This is a genomic window from Streptomyces sp. NPDC090499, assembly GCF_044769305.1.
GTDB lineage: Bacteria > Actinomycetota > Actinomycetes > Streptomycetales > Streptomycetaceae > Streptomyces.
Genome location: NZ_JBIVXP010000003.1, coordinates 245,989 through 270,186, shown reverse-complemented (window position 1 = coordinate 270,186; position 24,198 = coordinate 245,989). Strand labels below are relative to the sequence as shown.

The following is a 24,198-nucleotide window of genomic DNA, read 5'->3' as shown; positions in this document are numbered from 1 at the left end:
GCGCCTGTGTGACACTGCCGTACCGTCGCACGCAGTTAGGGAAAGTACGAGCTCCGTGCAAGTGGGGCCTTGGTATGGACCGTTTCTGGGAGGCGTGGGATGAGCCTGGTGGAGCTGATCGCTCAGGCCGATGAACGCGGGCTGGCTGCCAGCGGGTTGGCCTGTTTGGATCGGTGCGTACCCCTGCTGGGCGGGGACGACCTGGTGCTGCGGCCGCTGTGGGCGAGCCTCGCCGACGGCTCCGACTGGAGCGCGGGACTGGAGAAGGCGCGCGGCTCGCTCGGCGCCGGCGAGGAGACCGGCGCGGGGGCGCGGGCGGCGGCGGGCGGCCAGGCCGACGAGGCCGAGGCGCTCGCCCGCCGGATGCTCGACGCCGCGCCCGGGTCGCAGGAGGACGCCGGCGTCCGGATGTGGGCCGACGCCTGTTCCGTCGCCTCGCTGCAGATCCACCGGCTTCTCGACCCCGCCGAGGACAGGGCGCCCTCGGTGGACAGCCGCCGGGAGGGCGGTACCGAGGGCATGTCCCCGCTGGTCGCCGCCGAACTGCGCCGCCAGGTCACGGTGCTGGAGCTGCTCGCGGGGCACGGCGCGGCCGGGCTGCGCCGCGCACTGGACGTCTCCACCGAGGGGCGCCGGGTGCTGCGCGCGGTGGTGTCGCGGCGGGCCCGCGGGCTCGGGTGAACCATTGGTGAGGGCGGTGCGCGGGTCCTGCGCCGGTTGCGGGAACAACGCCGGATCCGGATGACGAAAGCGCCGCCGACCTGGATCTTCCCTATGTGACAGTCCACTACGTGACACCCCCCTACGGGACCGCACGGCAACAGACCAGGCCGCACGCCGCCGCCAGACCGGCGCGGTGGGCCGCGGACGCGGTCGCCATGATGCGCGAGGGCGCCCGGGTCCGGCTCGACTACTCGGCGCAGAGCCTGTGGCGGGTCGACCGGGTGATCGAGGAGATACGCCGGGAGGGCGCGCCCTTCGACGCCGTGCGGGAGACGCTGCGCGGCCTCGGGGCCTACGCCGGTGAGGTGATCGTCCGTCACGCCGGCGCCGAGTGGTGGGCGTCCGGCGGCGAGCACTGGATCCGCACCCCCGACGGCAGGCTCTGGGCCCCGATCGAGGAGGCCGGGCGCTGCTACGGCGGCCACGGCTCACTGCGACTGCTGTGCCGGGACGCCCTGGGGTGACGAAGGGGCCCGGGGCGGCGAGCGGTCCTGGGGCTGCGAGCGGTTCCGGGGCGGCGTGGGGTCCCGGGGCGGCGCGCGGCTCGGCAAAAACAGCGTAATAAGAGACGCGGGCGTTCCCAACCGGCCGGTGGGGGAGCACGATTGGCCCATGGCCGACAACCGACGCTGGTGGGCTCTGGTCGTCATCGCACTGGCCCAGCTGATGGTCGTGCTCGACATGACCATCGTCAACATCGCGCTCCCCTCCGCCCAGGTCGCTCTGCACATGTCCGACGGCAACCGGCAGTGGGTGATCACCGCCTACACCCTCGCCTTCGGCGGACTGCTGCTGCTCGGCGGCCGGATCGCCGACCTCGCCGGACGCAGGATCGCGTTCATGACCGGCCTGATCGGCTTCGCCGCCGCCTCCGCGCTCGGCGGGGCCGCGGTGAACCAGGGCATGCTGTTCGGGGCGCGGGCCCTGCAGGGCGTGTTCGCCGCGCTGCTCGCACCGGCCGCGCTGTCGCTGCTCGCGACGACGTTCACCGACCCGAAGGAACGCGGGAAGGCGTTCGGTATCTTCGGCGCCATCATCGGCGCGGGGGCCGCGGTCGGGCTGCTCGCCGGCGGCTTCCTCACCCAGTACCTGGACTGGCGCTGGTGCCTGTACGTCAACGTGCCGATCGCGCTGGTCGCGTTCGCCGGCGCCTGGGTCCTGCTGCCCGGCGGCGGCCGGCATCCCGACGCCCGCCTCGACGTCCCCGGCGCCCTGCTCGGTTCGGCCGGCATGCTCTCCCTGGTCTACGGCTTCTCCGAGGCGGAGTCCCGGAGCTGGACCGACGGCCTGGTCCTGACGCTGCTGATCGGCGGGGTCGCGCTGCTCGGTCTCTTCGGGTACTGGCAGACCCGTGCCCCGGTCCCGCTGCTCCCCATGACCGTGGTCCGCGACCGGCAGCGCGTCGGCGCCTTCCTCACCGTGCTGCTGGTGACCGTCGGCATGTTCGGCGTCTTCCTCTTCCTGACGTACTACATGCAACGCGTCCTCGGCTACTCGCCCGTGAAGACCGGCGTCGCCTATCTCCCCATCACCGTCGGCATGGTCACCGGCTCCACCCAGATCGCCGCCCGGCTGCTGCACCGGGTCCCGCCCCGCGTGCTGATGGTGCCCGGACTGCTGCTGGCGGCCGGGGCGCTGGCGCTGATAGCCCAGGTCGGGGTCGAACCGGCGTACGCCTCGCACATCCTGCCCGGCATGCTGATGCTCGGCCTCGGCATGGGCACGGCGATGATGACCTCCGTCTCCCTGGCCACCGGCAACGTCGCCCCGCGCGACTCGGGCGCGGCCTCGGCCACCTTCAACACCGCCCAGCAGGTGGGCGGTTCGATCGGCACCGCCCTGCTCAACACCATCGCCGCGAGCGTCACCACCCGGTACGCCACCGCGCACGCCGCGAGCATCCCGAACCGGGCGCTGCTGGAGGCGAAGGCCGCCGTGCACGGCTTCAACGTGGCCACCTGGTGGGCGATGGCCGCGCTGCTGCTCGGCGCCCTCATCGCCGGGGTGGTCGTGAACGCGGACCGGGCCCCCACCCCGCAGGCCCCGCCGGAGCGGACCCCGGAACCGGTGGACTCGGCCACCTGATCCGCCCGTCGGCGCGGCCGTGGCGCGCGCCGAGGAGGGCGACGAGTCCGCCTTCGCGGTCGCCTACCGGCTGGTGCAGCCCGGTCTGCTCGGCCCCTCCGGGGGTTCGTCGGGAACGACGCAGAGGACGTGGCCGCCGACGCCGGGCTGGAGATCGCCCCGGGACCTGGGGCGGTTCCGGGGCGACGGGGCCGCCTTCCGCACCGCCCGCGACACCGGCACCCACCGCACCCGCACCCGGCGCCGGGACGACCGGCGGCGATGAGCCGAGGGGGGACCGGACCGCTCAGCCCGACGTGTGCCGCGGCTTCCGCCGCGGCCCTGACACACGTCGGCCGGAAGCGTTTTCACGGTCTGGGACCGGCCGGGACGGCGTACGTCTGCGGGCCGGAGAGGGAGGCCACGGAGACGGCCGGGGCCGCCACCCCTGGTCCGATGGAGCCGTGACAGGGCTCTGGGCAGGCGTTTCGTCGTCCGGGTAGGTGTCGTCGTTTGCTCACCGCTCCAGTCGCTGACCAGGTGTTTCTGCCTGTTCCTGGGTGCTGTTGGTCACGCGTTGGACATGTGGCCCGACGCTGGCTCGCCAATCGCCAGGGTTATTTCCAGTGCGACGCCATACGTCGAAGTAGACTTAGACGAAACTCGTCGCAGTCGAGATACAGGAGGGTGAGTGGAGGAGAGCCTGCCGATCAAGCCGGACGACGTGGTCGACCGGGACCGGGAGTGGGATCTGCTCGCGGAGTTCCTCACCGATCCGGATCCGGCGATGCGGCTGGGCATTGTGTCGGGGCGGCGGCGGCACGGGAAGTCGTACCTTCTGCAGGCCCTGTCCGAGCAGGTCGGCGGTCTGTACGTCACAGCAGTCCGGGAAGAGGGGCGACTGCCCGCGATCCAACGGTTCAGCGACGCGGTCGCCACGCATACCGGTCTGAGGCCGGGCAGTCTGCGCCTGACCGACTGGCGTGACGTGTTGTCCAATGCCCTTGATGTGACAGCCCGCTCGGCGCATCCGCTCCTGGTGATCGACGAGTTGCCCTACCTGCTCCAGCACTCGCCCGAGATCCCGGGACTGCTCCAGCAGCTTTACGACGAACGCCAGCGCGGCGCCCGGCAGGGTGCCGGGCCGGGGCCGCGGTTGATCCTGTGCGGCTCCGCGATGAGCGTCATGCACGAACTGCTCTCGGGAACCAAGCCGCTTCGCGGCCGGGCCGTGGTCGATCTACGGCTGGGGGCCTTCGACTACCGCGACAGCCGGGACTTCTGGCAGATCACCGACCCGCTGACCGCGCTGAAGGTGCACGCGGTCCTCGGCGGGGCACCCGGCTACCGACCGGTGGCCGGCCGTCCGCATCCGGACGACGGCTTCGACACGTGGCTCACCCGGACACTGCTCGATCCGGGCCGGGCGGTGTACTCGCGGACCGAAACCGAGTACCTGCTGCGCGAGGATCCCAGGATCACCCAGCACACCCTGTACTACGACATCCTCACCGCGATCGCGAACGGCGCCACCACGCCCAGCAAGATCGGCGCCGCCCTGGAACGGCCGCGCAATGCCGTTGCCCACCCCCTGGGTGTGCTGGAGTCCACCGGCTACATCCGCCGGGAGCAGGACATCCTTCGCTCCAAGCACCCTGTCATCACCCTCGCCGACCCTGTCATCCGCTTCAACCAGCTCATCACCCTCCCTCAGGCCGCCGCCGTGGAGCAGGGCTTCGCCGGGCAGGTCTGGCAGCAGGCAGCCCCGACCTTCAACTCCAAGATCCTCGGACCGCACTTCGAGGACCTGGCCCGAGACTTCACCCGCCGCTACGCCCACGCCCTGCTCCCCGGCGGACTGCCCGGGCCGGTCGGCACAACCGAGGTCGCCGACCAGGCCGCCCGGACGAAGCACGAGGTCGATGTCATTGCCCTGGCCGCCGGCGAGCGCCCGCAGGCTCCGCGTGCAAGGATCGCGTTGCTGGGCGAGGCCAAGGCGACCGCCGCGCGCCGTGGGACCGGTGACCTGGAGCGCCTGGAGCGTATCCGTGATCTGCTTGCTGATCAGGGGTACGGCACCGACACCGTCACCCTGGCCTTGTACTCCCTGCACGGCTTCTATCCCGACCTGGTCGACCTGGCCAATCGTCGTGACGATCTCCTTCTGGTCGATCTGCCCACCCTTTACGGCAGCTGACACCGGCGCGCAGCGCTCGTGTCGCAGCTCGCCGAGCCACGGGTCGAACAGCGTGATGCCGTCCCCTCGGCTCGGAAAGCGCTACTGGCCAGACCGCGCCATGGTCCAGCGCGTCGAGCGTGCGGAGTTGAGGGAGCGCGAGAGTCGACATCTGAGACGTTTCAGTGCCTCGTGCCGGGCCGGAGAGGGGGGCCACGGAGACGGCCGGGGCCGCCACCCCCCACAGGAGAGGCCCCGGCCGTCGCGCGGCACGGGCCGCGCGGCGGCCCGTACTCTGTTCAGCGCCATGAGTGCGTTTTCTGTCACACCCCGCGGCGTCACGAGTTAGTTGCACTTTGTACGGACGTGGACGGCGAGCGGTTTCAGGTCGTAACGTGCAGTTCGCGCCGGGCCGCGGAGGACGTATGACCACCGCAAGGATCTGCGGTCCCGAACACCGAAGCCATCAATCGAGGAACCACGACGGCGAGAACCACGACCGCGAGAGCGGCGCCGGTTCGGGCCCAAAGTAGGGAACACACGGGTGCTGGGGGACGACGCGGAGTTGACCGCCGCGGTACGTGCTGCACAGGACGGGGACGAGACCGCGTTCCGCATCGTCTATCGCGCGGTCCAGCCCCGCCTGCTCGGATACGTCCGCACGCTGGTCGGCGATCCGGACGCCGAGGACGTCGCCTCCGAGGCCTGGCTGCAGATCGCCCGCGACCTCGACCGGTTCAGCGGGGACGCGGACCGGTTCCGCGGCTGGGCCGCCCGGATCGCCCGCAACCGCGCCCTCGACCACATACGGATGCGCGGCCGCCGCCCCGCGATCGGCGGCGACGAGACGGAACTGACCGGCCGGGCCGCCGAGTCGGACACCGCCGGCGAGGCCATCGAGGCGCTGGCCACCGACCACACCCTCGCCCTCATCGCCCGGCTGCCGCAGGACCAGGCCGAGGCCGTCGTCCTCCGGGTCGTCATGGGCCTCGACGCCAAGACCGCCGCCGAGACCCTCGGCAAGCGCGCCGGCGCGGTGCGGACGGCAGCCCACCGGGGGTTGAAGAGACTCGCCGAGCTGCTCGGCGCCGACCCCGAGACGGCAGGCGTCCTCGACGCGCTCCCACCCCAGCGAGAACCGAACGCCCGTGCGGTGACGTCCGCGAGTGTGACGCATACGCGTTCGCGGACGCAGAAGGACATGTGATGGCCGACGAGCGGTACAAGTGGCTGAACCGGGTGACGGCGGAACGTCTGCTGCGCGGTGAGTCGCTCGAAGCTGTCGACGCCTCCGCCCGTGACCAGGCAGAACGCCTCGCCGACACGCTCGGCGCGCTCTCCGCGCGGGCCACGCCGGCCGCTGCCGAACTCCCCGGTGAGGAAGCCGCGCTGGCTGCCTTCCGCAAAGCGCGCGAATCCGCCGAGGACGTCCGGACCGCCGTGGCCGCGCCGACCGGTGCGGCCACGTGGCCGCACCGGGGCGAGCGCGACGCCGACGCGGGCCTCTTCCGGATCGGCGCCGGCTCCCGGCCGTCCCGGGTCCCGGGCTGGGCCCGCCCCGCACGGCTGGGCCTCGCCGCCGCGCTGACCGCCGGCATGCTCGGCGGGGTCGCGGTGGCCGCGGGCACCGGGGTGCTGCCGACGCCGTTCGACGACAACCCCCCGGGACCGGCCGCCTCGGTCTCGGCCGCCGGTACCCCCGCACGCCCGCAGGGCTCGCAGTCGCCCGAGTCGCTGCTCGGCGGCGAGACCCGGACGCCGTCCTCCGGTGCCGCCTCCGGTGCCTCCGGGCAGCCCTCGCCCGACCCGTCCGGCAAGACGAAGAACCGGGACACCGGCTCGACCGGCATCCCGGCCGGCGGAGGGAGCGGTGCCCTGACGTCCTGCCGCGCGATCCGGAACGGCAAGTCCCTGGACGCCGACCGCAGGCGCGCCCTGGAGGGACTGGCGGGCGGCGCGGGCCGGGTCGACAAGTTCTGCAAGGCCGTCCTCGACATCGGGCTGAACGGCAAGGACGGCGTCGCCCGCGACGGCAAGGGCGACGACAACGACCAGGGCGGCCGGCACGACGGCCAGGGCGACAACAGCGGTCCGGGCGACGGCGACGGCCGGTCGGGCCGAGGCGACGGCGACGGCAAGAGTGGCGGCAAGGACGGCGGCTGGGGCAACGACCACCGCCAGGACGGCGTGGCCACCCCCGCCCCGACCGCCTTCGTGCCCCTGCGGCCCGACCAGCCCGGCGCCTCGCCCAGCCCCACGTACAGCGCGCTCTGACCTTTGCGCACCGCTGTGAACTGCGGTTCTGAAAGTCCCTGAACTTTTTTCCCGCAGGGTGTGACGCTTTCGGCCGCGGCGGCGCAGTACAGAGTGAGCCGACTGGTCATCGGCCGTCGCACAGAGCCGGGGTTCCCCCCGTACCCGTGGCTCGTGCATCGGCGCGGGCGGGACACGTTCCCCCGGTCCCGCCCGCGCCCCGAACGTCACCCGTCTGTACCCGTCCCTCCGGTTCACCAGGAGACGACGACCTTGTCGCCGTTGCGCACCTGCGCGAACAGGTCCGCGATCGCCGCCTCGTCCCGCACGTTGACGCACCCGTGCGAGCCGCCCGCGTAGCCCCGGGCCGCGAAGTCGTAGGAGTAGTGCACCGCCTGCCCGCCGCTGAAGAACATCGCGTACGGCATCGGCGAGTGGTAGAGCGTCGACACGTGGTGGCGGGACTTCCAGTAGATGTGGAACACACCCTCACGGGTCGGGGTGTACTGCGCCCCGAACCGCACCGACATCGTCGACACCGTGCGCCCGTCGATCATCCAGCGCAGGGTGCGGCTGGTCTTGCTGATGCACAGCACCCGCCCGGTCAGGCACCGCGGATCGGGCGCGGCGGCCGGCTGACCGCCCATCAGGTACAGCTCCCACTTCCCGGGCTTGTGCGTCATCCGGACCAGCCGCTGCCAGGTCACGGCGTCGGTCTCGCCCGTCCGCGGCAGCCCGCGCCTGCCCTGGAAGCCCTCGACGGCCTGGGCGGTGAGGTCGTCGTAGGTCCCCGTCGGCCCGTCGAACAGCCAGGCGACCTGTCGCAGCCGGGCCTGGAGCTCGCGGACGCCGGTGCCGGTGTCGCCGCGGGTGTACACGATGTGCGGCGGGACCGTCTCGACGGCGGACGGCGAGGAGGTGCGCGCGGCGGGCGCGGAAGCCGTGGGAGCCGTGGGAGCCGTTGGAGCGGTGGGCGCGGTGCCGGCGGGTGCCGCGCTGTGCGGGAGGTCGATGTGGACGGGCGAGTGCCCCTTGGCGTCCCCGCCGCCCGCCGGCTGCACCGTGCACCCGCACAGCACGGCCAGTACGGCGGCCAGGACTCCCGAATACCCCGAGACCTTCATGCCGAGGATGCTTCCCCGGGTGACCGCCGACGAACAAGGGGGCATCGTGGGAACCGACAGACGTACCGGTGTATCGGCGTACTGCGGAGGTCACCGTCATGGCCCGTGAGTCGGAGTCCGGACTGCCCGTCGAGCCGGTCTACGGCCCTGGAGACCTGGCGGGCTGGGACCCGGCCGGCAGCCTCGGCGCCCCGGGCTCGTACCCCTTCACCAGGGGCGTCTACCCGACGATGTACACCGGGCGGCCCTGGACCATGCGCCAGTACGCCGGGTTCGGTACGGCCGCGGAGTCCAACGCCCGCTACCGGCAGCTCATCGCGCACGGCACCACCGGTCTCTCCGTCGCCTTCGACCTGCCCACCCAGATGGGCCACGACTCGGACGCACCCCTCGCGCACGGCGAGGTCGGCAAGGTGGGGGTGGCGGTCGACTCGGTCGACGACATGCGGGTGCTGTTCGGCGGGATCCCCCTGGACAGGGTGTCGACGTCGATGACGATCAACGCCCCGGCGGCCGTGCTGTTGCTGCTGTACCAGCTGGTGGCGGAGGAACAGGGCGTACCGGCGGCGGCCCTGACCGGCACGATCCAGAACGACGTCCTGAAGGAGTACATCGCGCGGGGCACGTACATCTTCCCGCCCAAGCCGTCCCTGCGGCTGACCGCGGACGTCTTCGGGTACTGCCGGACCGCGATCCCGCGCTGGAACACGATCTCGATCTCCGGCTACCACATGGCCGAGGCGGGGGCGTCCCCCGTGCAGGAGATCGCTTTCACGCTCGCCGACGGGATCGAGTACGTGCGCACGGCGGTCGCGGCCGGCATGGACGTCGACGACTTCGCGCCGCGCCTGTCCTTCTTCTTCGTGGCGCGTACGACGCTGCTGGAGGAGGTCGCCAAGTTCCGTGCGGCGCGCCGGATCTGGGCGCGGCTGATGCGGGAGGAGTTCGGCGCGAAGGACCCCAGGTCGCTGATGCTGCGGTTCCACACCCAGACGGCCGGCGTCCAGCTGACGGCCCAGCAGCCGGAGGTGAACCTGGTGCGGGTGGCGGTCCAGGCCCTGGGCGCGGTCCTCGGCGGCACCCAGTCGCTGCACACCAACTCCTTCGACGAGGCGATCGCGCTGCCGACCGACAAGAGCGCCCGCCTGGCCCTGCGCACCCAGCAGGTGCTGGCGTACGAGACGGACGTGACGGCGACGGTGGACCCCTTCGCGGGTTCGTACGCGGTGGAGCGGATGACCGACGACGTGGAGGCGGCGGCCCTCGCTCTGATGCGCAGGGTCGCGGACCTCGGCGGCGCGGTCGCGGCGATCGAGCACGGCTTCCAGAAGGGCGAGATCGAGCGGAACGCCTACCGCATCGCGCGGGAGACCGACGCGGGGGAGCGGGTGGTGGTCGGCGTCAACCGCTACCGGCTGGACGAGGAGGAACCCTACGAGCCGCTGCGGGTCGACCCGGCCATCGAGGTCCGGCAGGCGGAGCGCCTCGCCAGGCTCCGCGCCGACCGCGACCGGGCGGCCGTCGCCGCGGCCCTCACCGCCCTGAAGAAGGCCGCCGAGGGCGTCGACAACGTGCTGCCCCCCATGAAGGAGGCCCTGCGGGCGCGGGCCACGGTGGGGGAGGTGTGCGACGCGCTGCGGGAGGTGTGGGGGGTGTACGTCCCGGCGGACGCGTTCTGACGGCTCCTCACGGCGATCCTCACGGCGAATCCTTGTGACGGATCCTTACGGCGGATCCTTACGGCGGATCCTTACGGCGGATCCTTATGACGAACGGCCCGGGGCGTTGTCGGACCCGCGTGCGAGACTACTTCTCATGTTCGGCGTCATCGATCTCCCCACCTACCTGGCAGGACTCGTCCTGATCGTCCTGCTGCCCGGCCCCAACTCCCTCTACGTGCTGTCCGTCGCCGCCCGGCAGGGGATCCGGGCCGGTTACACCGCCGCCGCGGGCGTGTGGTGCGGGGACACCGTGCTGATGACGCTGTCGGCGGCCGGGGTGGCCTCGCTGCTCAAGGCCAACGCCGTGCTGTTCGGGATCGTGAAGTACGCGGGCGCCGGCTATCTCACCTGGCTGGCGATAGGCATGCTGCGGGCGGCCTGGGCGATGTGGCGGTCGCGGAAGCAGCAGGCGGCGGAGCAGACGGCCCCGGCCGCCGCCCCGGCGCAGGAGCGCCCGTACCGCCGCGCCCTGGTGATCAGCCTCTTCAACCCGAAGGCGATCCTGTTCTTCATCGCCTTCTTCGTGCAGTTCGTCGACCCGGGGTACGCGTACCCGGCGATCTCCTTCGTCGTCCTCGGCACCTTCGCCCAGCTGGCCAGCTTCCTCTATCTCAGCGCCCTGATATTCAGCGGCACGAGGCTGGCCGACGCGTTCCGCCGCCGCAAGCGGATGTCGGCGACGGCCACGTCGGCGGCGGGGGTGCTGTTCCTCGGGTTCGCGGTGAAGCTGACGCTGGCCAGCGCCTGAGCCGAAGCCGCCGGACGGTCCCGGCGGCCGGGGTCACAGGTGTTCGGTCAGCCGTTCGGCGGCCCAGTCGGCCCAATCCGCCGAGGTCGCCGAGCCGCGCAGGCCGTATTCGAGGATGAGCCAGCCGCAGATCTGCACCGGGTCGCCGACCCATTCGGCGTTGTCCCGCACGGCCTCCAGGGCGGCGAGCCGTTCGCGGTTTATCCGGGCGAAGTTCTCCAGGTAGTCGACGCCCTCCTCGCGGCTGAGCGTCCACAGGAAGAAGACCCGCAGCAGGGCGGCGCTGCGGAAGGCGAGGTCGGTGCCGGGCTCGGTGAGCCAGCCGCGCAGTTCCGCGCGCCCGGCGTCGGTGATGCCGTACTCGCGGCGCTGGCGCGCGCCGGTGCCGGTGACCTCGATCAGCCCCTTCTCGCTGAGCTTCGCCAATTCGCCGTAGACCTGGCTCTTCTGGGCGGGCCACACCACGGCCAGGCCCGACTCGAACCGCTTGAGCAGGTCGTATCCACTGGCGGGCTGCTCGGCCAGGAGACCGAGGAGTGCGTGGGGCAAGCTCATGGCCTCACCCTACCTTTCCGGAATTCACCCGTCACGACTGGACAGAGCAAGATCGACCGGCCATTCTTGGACCGTCCAATATTGGACTCTCGGTCTGTCCCGAAGGAGACACCGGTGAACTACGTCCGCGGTTTCGCGCCCTGGCTGTGTTACGCGGCCCTGAGCCCGGTCGACTGGCGACTGGGCACGAGCGCTGCCGCCCTGGCCGCGCTGTATCTGCTGGCCCGCCAGCTCCGCGCCCGCACGGTCGACCTGCTGGGGGCCGCCACCTGCGCGTTCTTCGTGGTCATGGCCGGTATCGCGCTGGCCGACCCCGGCACCGCGCTCCAGCACTGGATCTGCGCCCTGGCCAACGCCACCCTGGCGGCCACGGCCCTTGCCTCGCTCGCCGCCCGCCGCCCGTTCACCCTGGCCTTCGCACGGGCCGAGGTGCCCCGGGAGTTCTGGGAGTCCCCCCGGTTCATCAGGTTCAACATGGTGCTGACCGCCATCTGGGCGGCCGGGTTCACCCTCGGCGCGCTCGCCTGTGCCGCCGTCGTCGACTACGACCACTCCGCGACGGTGCCGCTCGTCACCGCCCAGGTCCTGGCGTTCGTCCTCCCCTTCGCCGTCGGCGGCCGGTACGCGGCACGGGCCAGGGCCCGCGCCGCGCAGGCCCTGGCGTAACCGTCCACCGTGCGACACCGCTCCGCACGGCTCTGCACGAGGAAGCAGCAGAACATGCCCGACATCCGCGCGCGGCAGACCGCCGGGCCCGATGACCTGACCGAGAACACCGAGGAGGCGCCCGGCCCCGGAGGCGGTTCCGGAGACCGGCCGGCGAGCCCGGAGCGGCTGATCTACTTCTCTGACGCGGTGGTGGCCATCGCCATCACCCTGCTCGCCCTGGAACTGCCCGTCCCCACCGGGGAGGTGCACGGCAACTCCGGTGTCCTGCACTTCCTGCGCGAGCACCTCGCGGAGTACACCGCGTTCCTGGTCAGCTTCTGGGCCATCGCCATCCACTGGATGATCCACCAGCGGCTGTTCCGGTACGCGACCGGACTCTCGGGCGGTGCCATCCGGTGGAACCTGCTGTGGCTGCTCGCGATCGTCGTCACCCCGTTCACCACGAAGCTGCTGACCAGCGAGGCCGACGCGTACGAGGTGCAGTTCATCGTGTACGCCGCCGTCCAGGTCCTGACCTGCCTGTTCTTCTGGCTGGCCGTCAGGGACCTGCGCAGGTCGGGGGTGCTGGACACCGCCGGCTCGGCGGCGGCGGTGTCCAGCACGATGAGCTGGCTGACCGCCCTGATGCTGGCCTTCCTCATCTCCATACCGGTCGCCCTGCTCACCCACTGGGCCGCCGCGTGCTGGGCCCTGCTCCCGGCGATCCGGGTCGCCCTGCGGGGCCGTGGCGCACCGTAAGGGGCGCTGGGGGTAGGAACTGCGCGACCGGTCACGACGGCGCCGCAGCCGTCAGACGGCATGTCGCGGCGTGTCCAGCGGAACGCCGACGCGGGCCGCGTACTCCCGCACCCCCTCCGCCGTCTCCCCCGCCCACCCCACATAACCGTCCGGGCGGACCAGGAACACCCCCGGGCCGTACGACTCCGGGGCCGGCAGGCCCCCGTCGATCCCGGCCACCGGTTCCGGGGCCAGCAGCGTCCAGTGCGGTCCCCGGAACGCGTCGAACATCCGCACCCCGTCCGCGTTCCGCCCGTCGGGCGCACGGTCGCCCGCCCGCACCGGTCCCGGGTTCGCCCGGGTCTCCTCGGTCAGCGAGGACTCCCGGTAGCCGATGCCCAGCTGGACCGTGGCCTCGCCCCGCCGGACCTCGCCGTGGTGGACGCTCGTCGAGAGGCCCAGCATGGCGGCGGCGTTCGCCCGGCGCTCCTCCTCGTAGGTGTCGAGGAGCGCGTCCGGGGCCCGCCCGGCGAGCACCGCGGCCAGCTTCCAGCCCAGGTTGTAGGCGTCCTGGACACTGGTGTTCAGGCCCTGGCCGCCGGCCGGGGAGTGGACGTGGGCCGCATCGCCGGCCAGGAAGACCCGGCCCACCCGGAACCGGTCGGCCAGCGCGGCGCGCGGGCGGAAGTCGGAGGCCCAGCGCACCTCGGTGACGTCCGCCGCGCCGAGGTGGCTGTACGTCGTCACCAGCCGGCGCAGGCCTGCCAGGGACAGGTCGACCTCCGTGCCCTCGGGCAGCCGGGCGCCCAGCTGGAACTCGTCGGTGCCGGCCAGCGGGCACAACGCCACGCCGTAGCCGTCGTCGTCGGTGAAGGTGTGCCAGTGCTCACGGTCGAGGCCCCGCACCCGCAGGTCGGCGACGAGGAACGGGCTCGGGTCGACCGACTCGCCGGTCATCCCGACGCCCACCGCACGCCGTACGGTCGAACGTCCGCCGTCCGCCGCCACGGCGTACCGCGCACGGGCCGTCGTGCCGTCGGTGAAACGGGCGGTCACCCCCTCCGCGTCCTGCTCCAGGCCCGTCAGCCCGCGCCCGAACGCGACCCGGCCGCCCAGCTCCCGCAGCCGCGCGTACAGCACCTCCTGCGTGCGCCACTGCGCGACCATCAGCGGCTCGGTGTACGGCGCCCCCTCGTCCGCCGGCACCGCGTCGAACATCGGCTTCGTGGTGAGGGGTTCGCCGTTCTTCCAGAGCAGCTGGGGCGGGTAGGGGCCGCCGGCCGCGCGCATCGCGTCGAGCACGCCGAGGTCGTCGTACACCTCCTGCGTGCGGGGCTGGATCCCCTTGCCGCGGGAGCCCGGGAACAGCTTCTCGCCGGCCTCCACGACCAGTGCGTCCACCCCGCGCCGGGCGAGGTCGACCCCGAGGGCGAGCCCGGTGGGCCCGGCGCCGACGATCAGTACATCCAGCGTATCCATCGCATTTCTCCTTAACGTTGTTAAGTGCCGTCGGTGACAAGGCTGCCCTTAACGCTGTTAAGCTGTCAAGCGTGAGTACGGAACGACGCGCCCCCCTCGACCGCCGCCGGGTCGCCGACACGGCCCTGCGCCTGCTGAACGAGGCCGGTCTGGAGGGGCTGACCCTGCGGGCCATCGCCAAGGAGCTGGACGTCAAGGCCCCGGCCCTGTACTGGCACTTCAAGGACAAGCAGGCGCTGCTCGACGAGATGGCGACGGAGATGTACCGCCGGATGGTCGCGGAGACGCGGCTCGACCCCACCGAGAGCTGGCAGAACGTGCTGCGGACGACGGGCCGCGGACTGCGCACGGCGCTGCTCGGCTACCGCGACGGAGCGAGGGTCTACAGCGGCTCACGCTTCACGGGCATCGAACACGCCCCGGAGCAGGAGGCCTACCTGCACGTCATGACGGAGGCCGGCTTCACCCTCGCCCAGGCGGCTCGGGCGGGCATGACGACGAACGCGTACACCATCGGCTTCGTCATCGAGGAACAGGGCGTCGTACCCCTCTCGGGCGAGCGCCGGGAGGGGTACGACGTCGAGGAACGCGCCCGCCTGCTGGCCGACTTCCCGCTGGCGGCGGAGGCGGGCAGGGAGATCTTCGACGATTACGACCAGCACTTCGAGGAGGGCCTCGAAGTGGTCATCGCGGGGATCGGGGCGCGATACCTGTAGCGGCCCGACGGGAGCCGGACGGTCCGTTCTAGAACAGGTTTCCGAGTGTGTGGTAGATGGGGGAGACGGCGTCGGCGGCGGCCGAACCGATGGTCCTGGTCATTTCGCTGATGCCTTCGGTCCCGCCGATGTACCGGCTCGTGCCGAACGAGGCCACTTCGAGAGCGGTGCTGGACACTGCCATCCAGAACTCACTGCTGCCGTACCCGTAGGCGACTCCGGTGTAGTACGCGGCCGTGGCGGAGCTTCCGATGGCATAGAGCGAGAGGCCGACCGCGGCCACTTCCATCTCCGGGCCGAGTTCCGCCCCCGAGAGCCCGGCTATCACGGCGAGATACCCGAAATTGGTGGCCTGCTCCTCGTAGCGCTCCGCCGCCTCCTTCGCCTCCAGCTTCTCCTCGGAGTCGCCGCTCTCAAGGGTGTCGTTCTCCGCGGAGTCGGCAGGGTAGTCCCCGGAGTCCCGTGCGTCCTGCGCGTCCAGGGCCGCCTGCTTGGCCTTCGCCTGCAGCTCGGCGTTGCGCTTCTCCGCGACGGCCTGGAGTGCCCGGCTCGCGGCGGCCGCGGCGACCGCCTTGTCCGCCTGGGCCTCAAGACTTGAGGCGCGGGCCTGGGTGGCCGACGCCTGGGCCGAGTTGGCGGAGGCGACCGCACTGGCGGCCGAGCTCGCGGCCTTCTTGGCGGAGTAGTTCGCCGAACGCGCGGCCGTACGGGCGACGGTCGCCGCGGTCGAAGCCTTGTCGGCCGAGGCCTGCGCGTCCTTCGCCGACTGCTCGGCGTCGTCCGCGTTCGCGTCGGCCTGCTGCGCGTACGTGTCGGCCTGCGCGGCCGCAGCGGTCGCCTTGTCCGCCCACTGCTGCGCCTCCGAGGCCGCCTGGCGCGCCAGGGCCGCCGCCTGCTGGGCCTTGCACGCGTCCGCCTGAGCGTTCTGCGCGATCTTCGCGGCGGCGGCGATCGACCCCTGCATGGCGGCGACATGGGCCGCCCAGTCGTAGTCGAGCTGGGCGGACGTGTGCTGCACCTTGGCGACGAAGTTGCGGCGGACCCACGCCGAACCCTCCATCGCGGCCTGGGCGTAGGCCTTGGTGTAGGGGCCGGCGGTGGCCAGCAGGGCCGCGGTGGCCTCGGTGTCGTCCTCCTGCTGAGCCTGTTCGTAGGCGGTGAGGAAGAAATCACGCAGGGCGTCGGCGGTGCCGGCGTCCAGCGCCGCGTTCACGGCCGCGGTCACCGCGCTGCCCGGGTTGCGCGCGAGAATCGCGGTGGCCCTGACGCGGTTGTCGGCCGCGGCGGCCTCGAACAGCCCGGTGTCGAGGAAGGCGGTGCCCGCGTCCGGGTCGGTGCTCGTCAGCATCGTGACCACCGCGTTGGCCACGTCGGGGCTGCTCAGCGTCTGGGCGATGTAGACGCCGGCCTCGCGGTCGTCCTGCCGTTGCGCGAGCAGCCGGTCGGTGTCGATCCAGGCGTGGATGTCGGCGTCCGAACCGGCCAGGGCGTACCGTGCGCTCTCGCGCGACCAGTTGCCCGTCGAGTTCATCACGCCGACGGCGGCCCGGCGTCCGACGCTGGTGGCCAGATCCATGTCACCGGCCTGGAGCGCCTGCTCGGCCTGGGCGATGAGGTCCTTCGTGGCCTGCGTGGTCTGCGCGGCCTTGGTCCGCTTGCCGATGTACTCGGCGTTGGTCAGCGCCTCCTGCTCCGCGAGTTGACGGCACTCCTCCATCGCCTCCTTCATGTCGGAGTCCAGGCGCTGGGTCTCGGCGTCCCGCGCCTGCTGTTCCACCGTGACGGCCTTCTCGACGGCGGCGGTGGCGGCGTTGGCCGCCGTGGTGGCCGCGTTCGCGAACTCGGTGGACTTGTTCGCGTAGTCGATCGCCTTGCCCGCGTTCGCGACGGCCCAGTTGGCGGCGGTCGCGGCGGCGTCCGCGTGGTCGGCGGCGTCGTTCGCGGCGTCGCGGGCCTCGGCGGCCGCGTCAGCCGCCTGGTCCGCGAGATCCTGGGCCTTGGCCGCGGCGCTGGTGGCGACCACCGCGTTGTTGCCGGCGATCTGGGCCTGCCGCTTGGCCTCCGCCGCCTCGGACTGGGCCGCTCCCGCGGCCTCGGCGGCGTCGGCGGAAGCGCTCGCGGCGGCCGCGGCGTCGTTCGCCGCGTCGGCTGCCGAGGCGGCGGCGGACTTGGACTGGTTGCAGGACGCCCTGGCGGCGTCCGCCGCGGACGCCGCGCTGCGGGCCTTCGCGGCCGCCTTGCTGGCGGCGACGGCCGCGTCCGCGGCGGCCTTTGTCAGGCTGGCGTCCTTGGACGCCGCGATCGCCGCGTTGTACGCCTTCGAGGCGGCCGATCCGGCCGCGGCCGCGGCCTGGCTCGCGGCGGTGGCGGCGTACGAGGCCCGGCGGGCGGCCTGGACGGAGGCCTGGGAGGCGCGGATGGCCACCCGGGCCGCGTCGGCGGCCCCGGACGCGGCGTCGGCCGCCTTGCGGGCGGCCGCGCCGGCCCTGGCCACGTCCTGCTGAGCAGCCTTGGCCTCGGCCGCTGCCTGCAGTGCCGCGGCCTTGGCCTTCGCGGCGGCCTCCGTAGCGCGGGCGGAAGCTTCCACGGCCTGCTGCGTGTTCGCGTCGGCGTTCTGCCCCTCGCGGACGACGACGGCCACGAGTTCGGCGATCGTCGACGACTCCTGGTCGCGGGCGCGGGCGATGAACTGTCCGGTCTCCAGGAACCACTGGATGTCCGAGGCGGTGCCGTCCAAGGCCCGAGTGGCGTACTTCTGCACCTCGGGGCCGGCGGACACCATGAGGCTGGTCGCCGCGACGCGCATGTCCTCCTCGCGCGCCGTGTACTGGCTGTTCTGCAGGAAGGTCGCCAGTGCGTCCTTCGTACCCGTGTTGAGAGCGGTGTTGCCCGCCTTCAGCAGGGCCTTGCCGCCGGTGGCCATCACCGTGGAGGTGGCGGCCTGCATGTCCTCGACGATGGCGGCCACATAGCCGGTGGCGACGAAGTCGGCGATGGCGGTGTCGCCGCCGTCCAGGGCGGCGGCGGCCTCCCGCCGGGTGCCCTTGCCGGCGCCCGCGAGCGCGGTGAGGACGGCGTTGCGGTTGTCCAGGGCGGTGGCCGTCGGTAGACCGGTCGCCAGGAAGGTCTGCACGTCGGAGTCGGAGCCGGTGAGTGCGAGTTCCGCGGCGGCACGGGCGGCCGGACCGCCCAGCATCCACGCCTTCACGGCCTGGCCCCGGTCCGTGTCCGGCAGGCTGAACGGATCGTCGGTGCCGTCCGAGTCGTCGGCGCGAGCCGGCGCGGAGCCGAGTACCAGGTTGGATGTGGCGGCCGCGACCGTGGTGGCCGCGAGGGCGGCGAGCAGGCGCCGTCTGCTCCAGTGTGTGGTGTCCACTGTGGTCCTTCGGGTTCGGTGCCCGGCGGCGCGTCGCCGGCCGCCCGCCGGACAGGATCAGGGTGAGGTGGAAGTCACGTACGGCTCCCGCGCGCCCATGGCGGTAGGACGCCTCGTGGGCGCACGGGAGTGAGGTGCCGGGATCGGCCCCGGAGGGATCGCGCCCTCCGGGGGCTCAGGAGACCGGCCGACGGAGCGTCAGCGGATCGCCATGCCGAACGCCTTGCCGGTCAGCGGCAGGGCGCCCACGCCGGGCTGGTAGGTGATCACCGTGGCACCGGTGCCGCCCATGGCGTTCGACCAGGGGATGCCGTGGACCGCGCCGCGCGCGGCCGGGCCGTACGGCATGCCGATCCACAGGTGGGTGCCGGTGGCGTTCAGGAACGCGCCGACCTGCTGCGAGGCGCCCGGGGTGCCGGGCAGACCGCGCTCGTTGCCCGCCTGGATCCAGTGGTCGGAGTCGCCCGGAGCGCCCAGCAGCGAGAAGGTCTGCACGACGCCCGCGTCCGTGGCGGTGTCCACGTCCTTGCCGGGCACGCCGACCGCGAGCAGCAGCGTCGAGGCGGTGCCGACCGCCCGGGGCGCCGTGTTCGCGGCGGCCACCGAGGCGCCGAACCCGTCGTCGGCGGCGGAGGCGCCGTTCACCCCGGCGACGCCCTGGTTGATGGCGGCCAGTTCCGAGACCGTGCCGGAGGCGGTGATGTGGAGCGTGGTGACCTGTCCGGCGTTCGGGTAGGAGGTCGTACCGACCCACAGGGTCTCGCCGGGGGTGCCGACCGCGAGGATCGAGTCGGTCGCGGAGGCCGCGCCGTCCGGGCGGTAGGCGATCATCGACAGCGAGGCGCCGAACTCGTCACCGGCCTCGGCGGCGTCGCTGATGCCGGTGCTGTCCTGGTCGACCGTCGCGACCGGGGTCGGGATGCCGGCCGCGCTCAGCTCGTGCTTGAAGAGCGTCACCGAGCCGGCGTTCGCGGCACCGGAGTCCGAGGTCTCGCCCGGGGCGCCGATGGCCAGGTTGTTCGGCGAGCCCGCGAGGGACGCGCCGAAGCGGTCGTTGTCCTCGATGGTGCCGACCACACCGGTGTCGTCCTGGTGGATCGAGGTGTTGACCGAGCCGCGCAGGTAGAAGACCAGGCCGGCGTCCACGTGGCCCTTGAGGTTCTTGCCGGGCACGCCGATCGCCAGGTACGGCTCGCCGTCGGCGGTGGTGCCGGCGGCCAGCGCGGCGCCCATCTCGTCGTCCGCCACCGACGTGTTGTCGTCGATCGCGCCGGTGCCGTTGCCCTGCGAGTAGTTGGACGCGGCCCTGCCCTGGCCCAGGCCGTCGGGGGAGCCGTAGATCACGGTCACCTCGCCGCCGTCCACGACGTCGCCGATGTCCTCGTGCGGGACGCCCACGACCAGGTCGGAGCAGCCGTCCTCGTCCCAGTCGACGACGGCCAGCTGCTCGCCGAAGCGGTCGCCCGCCTCGGCGCCGCCCGGCACGGTGTCGAGGTCCTGGTGGAGCACCGCGGACTCGCGGCCGCCGCCGTACACGATCTTGACGATGCCGGCCTCGGACAGGCCGTTGACGGAGGCCGTCGGGTCGCCCACGGCGACGTCCTCGGCGCCGTCGCAGTCGAAGTCGGTGATCCGGGTCGCGTTGACCTTGGAGGCGACCCAGTCGCCGAGGTCGTCGACCCGGGTGGCGATGCCGCCGGTGCGGGTCTCGGAGGAGTCGGTGCCGAAGCAACCGCCCTGCCAGGAACGGCTGTTGACGGCGACCAGGGTGGCCTTGCCGTTGCTCACGCGGACCTCGGGGCCGCCGGCGTCGCCGGCGCAGACGGCGGCGCCGCCCTGGCCGGTGATGGTGGCGGTGGTGCTGTCGGAGGCGTCCACCGACAGGGCGCCGGTGTGCAGCTTGAGCGGCGCCCACTCGTCCTGGGTACGGCCGTACCCGGCGAAGGTCAGCGACTCGCCCGCGGTGGCCTGGGTGGTGGCCAGGGCGACCGGGGTGACGTTGCCGACCGGGCGGTTCAGCCGGGCGAGCACCAGGTCTCGGTCGGTGCGCGGGACCAGTTCGACGACCGTGCGGACCACCCCGTCGGTGGTGGTCAGGTCGGTGCGCCCGATGGTCGCGGTGGTGGTCAGTCTCGGCTTGCCGGCCGGCACGGTGAGGCTGGTGGCCGGGTCGTCCGCGAAGCAGCTGGCCGCGGTCAGCAGCCACTCGGAGTCGACGAGGGTGCCGGAGCAGGCACGGGTGCCGTCCCCGATGTCGAGGCGGGCGGTGTAGCCGTAGCTGGTGTCGGACGCCGCGGTGCCGGTGACGGCGTGCGCGGGACCGGCGGTCAGCGCGAGCGGCAGGGCGAGCAGGGCCGCCGCGAATGCGGCGGGCCGGGCCGGTCTGGTGTGTCGGGTGACCATGACTTCCTTGGGGCGAGGCCTGCCGTCCGGTACGCACCGGACGGCGAAGCGGCTGGTTGAAGGGGTTCGACGGCGCACGAACCGCGCGCCGCGGGTGCTACTTGGAGGTCCTGATCTCCACGAGCATGAATTCGCGCCCCTGTTCGTCAGCGCTTTCGCCCACCGGGGTCCAGGCGTTCTCGGCGATGTCGTACGACTGCTCCTCGGTCCCGACGGTCATGTCGACCTGGGTGGAGTAGTCGTTGCCGCGGATCGCGTACACCGAGGGGATCTCCAGCGACAGATAGCCGGAGTTGCCGGTGGCCCGGAAACAGATCTTGTCGGTCCGGTCGCGGGCCCAGACCTCCAGCAGGCCGGTCGGGCCGCACTCGGCGAGCACGATGTGGCCGTCGCCCCGCTTGAGGGTGATGCCCTGCTCGGCGAGGATCTTGTCGGCTCCCGGGTAGGCGAAGTCCTCGACCGCGTAACCGGGCGCCTCGTCGGCGACCGAGCCGAGCGCCGCCGCGGAGCCGGCGTGGTGGGCGGTGGCTCCGGTCAGGCCGTTCGTCGCCACCAGCCAGGCCAGCGCGGCGGCAGCCGCGGTGCCCAGCACGCGGGTGACGAGTCTCTTGCGCCTCGGCCATGGGGAAGGCACGGTTCTTTCCCTCATTCCAGTCCTCATCGTCGGTTCCGGCCCGATGTCCGGAACAGTTATTCGACGCAGGGCCGAGGGAATCGGACCAGAGCGGCCGGAACCGGCAGAATGAGGAAGAAATACAGGGTGGAAATGATGAAATGCCCTGTTCAGCAATCGCGCGTCCGTGACGTCACCCCCGTCGGCAGCCCCCGGCAGCCTGTAATGGAAAAACAATCCCGAGGGTCGACGGGAGGGTGCCTGAACAAGCCTTTTTCTGGCGCCCCCCGCGCAGCCTCCGGCTGTTTCATGAAATCTGCATACCGGTTACATCAAACTAATTTCAGGTTAACGGAGGGAAAGTGAACGGTCAAAGAATGGTAAGACGGGAAGGTGTCGAATAAACACCTGCAATAGCGAATGCTGTGTAATTCTTTTGCGATTTCCGATGCCAGGACGGATAAAACGGATGCGATCCGTTGCTGCGGAGTCTTCCGGTCTGTACCACTCCGGCAGGGCCCCGGCCACCCGCCGGGGCCCCGCCGGGCGCTACTTCATCGCCTTCCGGATGGCCCGGGTGAGCACCGGAGGCAGCAGGTCCCGGGCGACCCGCCGTACCCTGCTGGGCCGCCGGGGCGGAGCGGCGGGGGCGGCGGCCGGCGGGGCCGGGGGCGCGGGCGCCGGCTCCGGTTCCTCCGGGACGTCCGCGTAGCGCGACGGCGGGAACTCCGGTGCCTGCATCCCCTTGGACTTCAGCCGTATGATCCGGTGCCCCGCCGCCGTCTGGGTGCTCAGGTGGCAGTCGGTCCGCTGCTGGATCATCTCCATCAGTGCCTCCTGCACCGGCTCGGGGTCGCCCCAAGTCCCGTACAGCTTCTGGGTGCTGAGGCAGATCGGGTTCAGCCCGCCGTTGAGGACGGCCTCCCAGGCCGCTATGGAGACACCGGGCGTGTGCTCGGAGCGGAAGTCGTCGAGGATCACGATGCCGTCGGGCACGAGCAGTTCGCGTGCCGCCTCTATGTCGCCGTGCACGTGCTCGTACAGGTGCGAGGCGTCGACGTGCACGAACCGGCAGGAGCCGGGCGCGACTTCGGTGGGGACCACGGAGCTGGGGCCCTGCAGTATCCGGGGGAGCTCCTCGTGGAAGGCGAGGTAGTTCTGCTCGAAGACGCGCCGGGTGAGTTTGCTGTAGGACTTCGTCGACTCGGCCCGGTTCGCGTCGTCCGGGGCGTCGCCCTCGAAGAGGTCACAGACCGTGTACGTCTCGCCGGGCCGCAGGTGCCGGGCCGTGAAGATTGCGCTCTTTCCCATGTAGGTCCCGACCTCGAGGAGGTCGCCGCGCATTCCGGCCTCCTCCTGGCGGCGCAGGAACCAGTCGAAGAGCACCTGGTCGAGCACCGGGAACCAGCCGGGGACGTCGTCGAGACGGCGGGGCGGTCGGGTCGTTTCCTGGGTGGTTATCGCCATGCGGAGAAGGCACTCCCTCGATACACGAAACGGCGGTCTGTGGAACCCCTGCGAAAAACCTGTGCACAGGCAAGGTTCCAAGGTGCCTGCCCGCCGTGCCGATCCGAAACCCAAGCAGAGATGAACGGCGGGCCAACATCGGCGTCAGGCGTTTTTCAGGGTCCGCTTCAGGCGCGGACCGAGCGGAGTCTCCACGTACCGGTGGATGAGCCGGGCGAGCCCCAGCATCCCGAGGACCGTCAGTGCCAGCGTCGGCCACGGCGGCAGTCCCCATGCCCGGTGCAGGACCCGGATCACGAACCAGCCCAGGTGTTCGTGGATCAGGTAGAAGGGATACGTCAGCGCCCCGGCGGTGGTCAGCCAGGGCCAGGCCGCCCAGTTCGTCCAGCCCGCCGCCACCGCGGCGACGGCGGCGAAGGCGAGGGTGACGAGGAGCATCACGACGTACGGGTCACGGGGCGAGCCCGTGTGCCACAGGCCCTGGGCCGCCGTGCGCATGCCGAGGATCCAGGAGAGCGCCACGATCCCCCAGGGCAGCAGCCCGTTGCCGAAGCGATGGACGAGGTAGAGGGCCAGACCGCCGACGAAGTACGGCGCGTACGCGGGCATCACGACCAGCTCGGCCCAGGTGCCGCCCGCCGCGGTGGACAGGACGGCGGCCATGGTCCACACCGAGCAGAACAGCACCACCCTGCGGTAGGTGACGCCCGGCAGGACCACCAGGAGCGCGAACAGGGCGTAGAAGCGCACCTCGACCCAGAGGGTCCAGCAGACGCCGAGCACGCGCGGCACTCCCAGCGGCTGTTGCAGCATGGTCAGGTTGACCAGGAACTCGTCGAGCCGTACCGGGTGCACCACCGCGGGCAGTACCACGGACGCGCCGGTGATCAGCGCGAGCGCGACCCAGTACGCGGGGTAGAGGCGGGCGACCCGGGAGCGGAAGAAGTCGCCGAGGGAGCGGCCCCAACTGCTCATGCAGATCACGAAGCCGCTGATGACGAAGAAGAACTGGACGCCGAGGCAGCCGTAGACGGCCGCTCTGGACAGGGTCGGGAAGACGTGGTCGGGGTTCTGCTGCCAGGAGGCGGAGACGACTCCGCCGCGGCCGGCGTAGTGGTAGAGGCAGACCATCAGCGCGGCGACGAGCCGCAGCCCGTCGAGGGCGAGAAGGCGGGGGCGGGGCCGTCCGGGCGGGGCCGGGGCGGTCGTGGTCCGTGCAGGCGGCGACGGCAGTGGGGGGGATGCGAGTGCCATGGTCCGGGACGCCTACCCGGGAACAGGCCTTTAATCATCCGATCGGTTCGGACATCGCCGGTACGAAGGAGGCCCACCGCCGTCACCTGGGTGAATCACCGGAATGTCACAGGAGGCAGCCCCGATCATTCATATGACGG

General features: G+C 71.9%; 19 protein-coding genes and 1 pseudogene. 12 read left to right on the top strand and 8 right to left on the bottom strand.

From position 1 onward, the window contains the following. Positions 1–99: 99 nt before the first annotated feature. From ACIQVL_RS13205 to ACIQVL_RS13175, 7 genes and pseudogenes are all read left to right on the top strand, one after another. Positions 100–681, top strand: a complete 582-nt coding sequence (locus tag ACIQVL_RS13205) for a hypothetical protein (protein WP_403438242.1) — start codon at positions 100–102, stop codon at positions 679–681. A 110-nt stretch (positions 682–791) separates the two neighbouring features. After that, the gene (locus tag ACIQVL_RS13200) at positions 792–1,187 is read left to right on the top strand and encodes a hypothetical protein (RefSeq protein WP_403438239.1); all 396 of its coding nucleotides are present in this window, start codon (positions 792–794) and stop codon (positions 1,185–1,187) included. A gap of 148 nt (positions 1,188–1,335) precedes the next feature. Continuing rightward, positions 1,336–2,808 (top strand): DHA2 family efflux MFS transporter permease subunit, encoded by a 1,473-nt coding sequence (locus tag ACIQVL_RS13195; RefSeq protein ID WP_403475348.1) that lies wholly within the window; start codon positions 1,336–1,338, stop codon positions 2,806–2,808. A 19-nt stretch (positions 2,809–2,827) separates the two neighbouring features. Then, positions 2,828–3,010 (top strand): annotated as a pseudogene (locus ACIQVL_RS13190) (RNA polymerase sigma factor); the annotation flags it as partial. Between the two features lie 468 nt (positions 3,011–3,478). Then, a complete protein-coding gene (locus tag ACIQVL_RS13185; protein ID WP_403438233.1) occupies positions 3,479–4,984 on the top strand; it encodes an ATP-binding protein in 1,506 nt (501 codons plus the stop codon). 523 nt (positions 4,985–5,507) lie between these two features. Next, entirely contained in the window at positions 5,508–6,170 is a 663-nt protein-coding gene (locus tag ACIQVL_RS13180) for an RNA polymerase sigma factor (protein WP_403438230.1), read from the top strand. Continuing rightward, complete coding sequence (locus ACIQVL_RS13175; RefSeq protein WP_403475347.1) at positions 6,170–7,237, top strand: hypothetical protein; 1,068 nt, start codon at positions 6,170–6,172, stop codon at positions 7,235–7,237. The genes ACIQVL_RS13180 and ACIQVL_RS13175 overlap by 1 nt, the downstream gene beginning before the upstream one ends. Positions 7,238–7,470: 233 nt before the next feature. On the opposite strand, the gene ACIQVL_RS13170 is transcribed toward ACIQVL_RS13175, so the two are convergent. After that, entirely contained in the window at positions 7,471–8,340 is an 870-nt protein-coding gene (locus ACIQVL_RS13170; protein WP_403475346.1) for a L,D-transpeptidase family protein, read from the bottom strand. Between the two features lie 98 nt (positions 8,341–8,438). Between ACIQVL_RS13170 and ACIQVL_RS13165 the strand changes: the two genes are divergently transcribed. Next, positions 8,439–10,019: a methylmalonyl-CoA mutase gene (locus tag ACIQVL_RS13165; protein ID WP_403475345.1), complete on the top strand. Its 1,581-nt coding sequence runs from the start codon at positions 8,439–8,441 to the stop codon at positions 10,017–10,019. A 136-nt stretch (positions 10,020–10,155) separates the two neighbouring features. Further along, positions 10,156–10,809 carry a leucine efflux protein LeuE gene (gene leuE / locus ACIQVL_RS13160; RefSeq protein ID WP_403438219.1) on the top strand — a complete coding sequence of 218 codons (654 nt, stop codon included), beginning with the start codon at positions 10,156–10,158 and terminating at the stop codon, positions 10,807–10,809. Between the two features lie 33 nt (positions 10,810–10,842). Here leuE and ACIQVL_RS13155 read toward each other — a convergent pair whose 3' ends face one another. Next, positions 10,843–11,364: a PadR family transcriptional regulator gene (locus ACIQVL_RS13155; protein ID WP_403438216.1), complete on the bottom strand. Its 522-nt coding sequence runs from the start codon at positions 11,362–11,364 to the stop codon at positions 10,843–10,845. A gap of 114 nt (positions 11,365–11,478) precedes the next feature. Between ACIQVL_RS13155 and ACIQVL_RS13150 the strand changes: the two genes are divergently transcribed. After that, on the top strand, positions 11,479–12,030 hold the full coding sequence (locus tag ACIQVL_RS13150; RefSeq protein ID WP_403438213.1) for a hypothetical protein: 552 nt from the start codon (positions 11,479–11,481) through the stop codon (positions 12,028–12,030). Between the two features lie 54 nt (positions 12,031–12,084). Next, positions 12,085–12,771, top strand: coding sequence for a TMEM175 family protein (locus tag ACIQVL_RS13145; protein WP_403475344.1), 687 nt, complete (start codon positions 12,085–12,087; stop codon positions 12,769–12,771). 51 nt (positions 12,772–12,822) lie between these two features. Here ACIQVL_RS13145 and ACIQVL_RS13140 read toward each other — a convergent pair whose 3' ends face one another. Then, the gene (locus ACIQVL_RS13140; protein ID WP_403475343.1) at positions 12,823–14,229 is read right to left on the bottom strand and encodes an FAD-dependent monooxygenase; all 1,407 of its coding nucleotides are present in this window, start codon (positions 14,227–14,229) and stop codon (positions 12,823–12,825) included. 71 nt (positions 14,230–14,300) lie between these two features. On the opposite strand from ACIQVL_RS13140, the gene ACIQVL_RS13135 reads away from it, so the two are divergent. Then, positions 14,301–14,945 carry a TetR/AcrR family transcriptional regulator C-terminal domain-containing protein gene (locus tag ACIQVL_RS13135; RefSeq protein WP_403475342.1) on the top strand — a complete coding sequence of 215 codons (645 nt, stop codon included), beginning with the start codon at positions 14,301–14,303 and terminating at the stop codon, positions 14,943–14,945. Positions 14,946–14,973: 28 nt separating this feature from the next. Here the strand turns inward: ACIQVL_RS13135 and ACIQVL_RS13130 are convergent, their stop codons facing one another. From ACIQVL_RS13130 to ACIQVL_RS13110, 5 genes are all read right to left on the bottom strand, one after another. Then, positions 14,974–18,321: an ALF repeat-containing protein gene (locus ACIQVL_RS13130; RefSeq protein ID WP_403475341.1), complete on the bottom strand. Its 3,348-nt coding sequence runs from the start codon at positions 18,319–18,321 to the stop codon at positions 14,974–14,976. 198 nt (positions 18,322–18,519) lie between these two features. Continuing rightward, positions 18,520–20,724, bottom strand: a complete 2,205-nt coding sequence (locus ACIQVL_RS13125; RefSeq protein ID WP_403438197.1) for a S1 family peptidase — start codon at positions 20,722–20,724, stop codon at positions 18,520–18,522. Between the two features lie 97 nt (positions 20,725–20,821). Beyond that, complete coding sequence (locus ACIQVL_RS13120; RefSeq protein ID WP_403438194.1) at positions 20,822–21,358, bottom strand: hypothetical protein; 537 nt, start codon at positions 21,356–21,358, stop codon at positions 20,822–20,824. Positions 21,359–21,886: 528 nt separating this feature from the next. After that, on the bottom strand, positions 21,887–22,804 hold the full coding sequence (locus tag ACIQVL_RS13115; protein ID WP_403438191.1) for a class I SAM-dependent methyltransferase: 918 nt from the start codon (positions 22,802–22,804) through the stop codon (positions 21,887–21,889). A 144-nt stretch (positions 22,805–22,948) separates the two neighbouring features. Then, positions 22,949–24,058, bottom strand: coding sequence for an acyltransferase family protein (locus ACIQVL_RS13110; RefSeq protein WP_403475340.1), 1,110 nt, complete (start codon positions 24,056–24,058; stop codon positions 22,949–22,951). Positions 24,059–24,198: the final 140 nt, after the last annotated feature.

Bases quoted from the DNA above. Each gene is read 5' to 3' on its own strand.
- ACIQVL_RS13140 (WP_403475343.1), bottom strand. From the start codon at position 14,229: ATGGATACGCTGGATGTACTGATCGTCGGCGCCGGGCCCACCGGGCTC.
- ACIQVL_RS13155 (WP_403438216.1), bottom strand. From the start codon at position 11,364: ATGAGCTTGCCCCACGCACTCCTCGGTCTCCTGGCCGAGCAGCCCGCC.
- ACIQVL_RS13125 (WP_403438197.1), bottom strand. From the start codon at position 20,724: ATGGTCACCCGACACACCAGACCGGCCCGGCCCGCCGCATTCGCGGCG.
- ACIQVL_RS13115 (WP_403438191.1), bottom strand. From the start codon at position 22,804: ATGGCGATAACCACCCAGGAAACGACCCGACCGCCCCGCCGTCTCGAC.
- leuE (WP_403438219.1), top strand. From the start codon at position 10,156: ATGTTCGGCGTCATCGATCTCCCCACCTACCTGGCAGGACTCGTCCTG.
- ACIQVL_RS13165 (WP_403475345.1), top strand. From the start codon at position 8,439: ATGGCCCGTGAGTCGGAGTCCGGACTGCCCGTCGAGCCGGTCTACGGC.
- ACIQVL_RS13175 (WP_403475347.1), top strand. From the start codon at position 6,170: ATGGCCGACGAGCGGTACAAGTGGCTGAACCGGGTGACGGCGGAACGT.
- ACIQVL_RS13110 (WP_403475340.1), bottom strand. From the start codon at position 24,058: ATGGCACTCGCATCCCCCCCACTGCCGTCGCCGCCTGCACGGACCACG.
- ACIQVL_RS13195 (WP_403475348.1), top strand. From the start codon at position 1,336: ATGGCCGACAACCGACGCTGGTGGGCTCTGGTCGTCATCGCACTGGCC.
- ACIQVL_RS13170 (WP_403475346.1), bottom strand. From the start codon at position 8,340: ATGAAGGTCTCGGGGTATTCGGGAGTCCTGGCCGCCGTACTGGCCGTG.
- ACIQVL_RS13205 (WP_403438242.1), top strand. From the start codon at position 100: ATGAGCCTGGTGGAGCTGATCGCTCAGGCCGATGAACGCGGGCTGGCT.
- ACIQVL_RS13145 (WP_403475344.1), top strand. From the start codon at position 12,085: ATGCCCGACATCCGCGCGCGGCAGACCGCCGGGCCCGATGACCTGACC.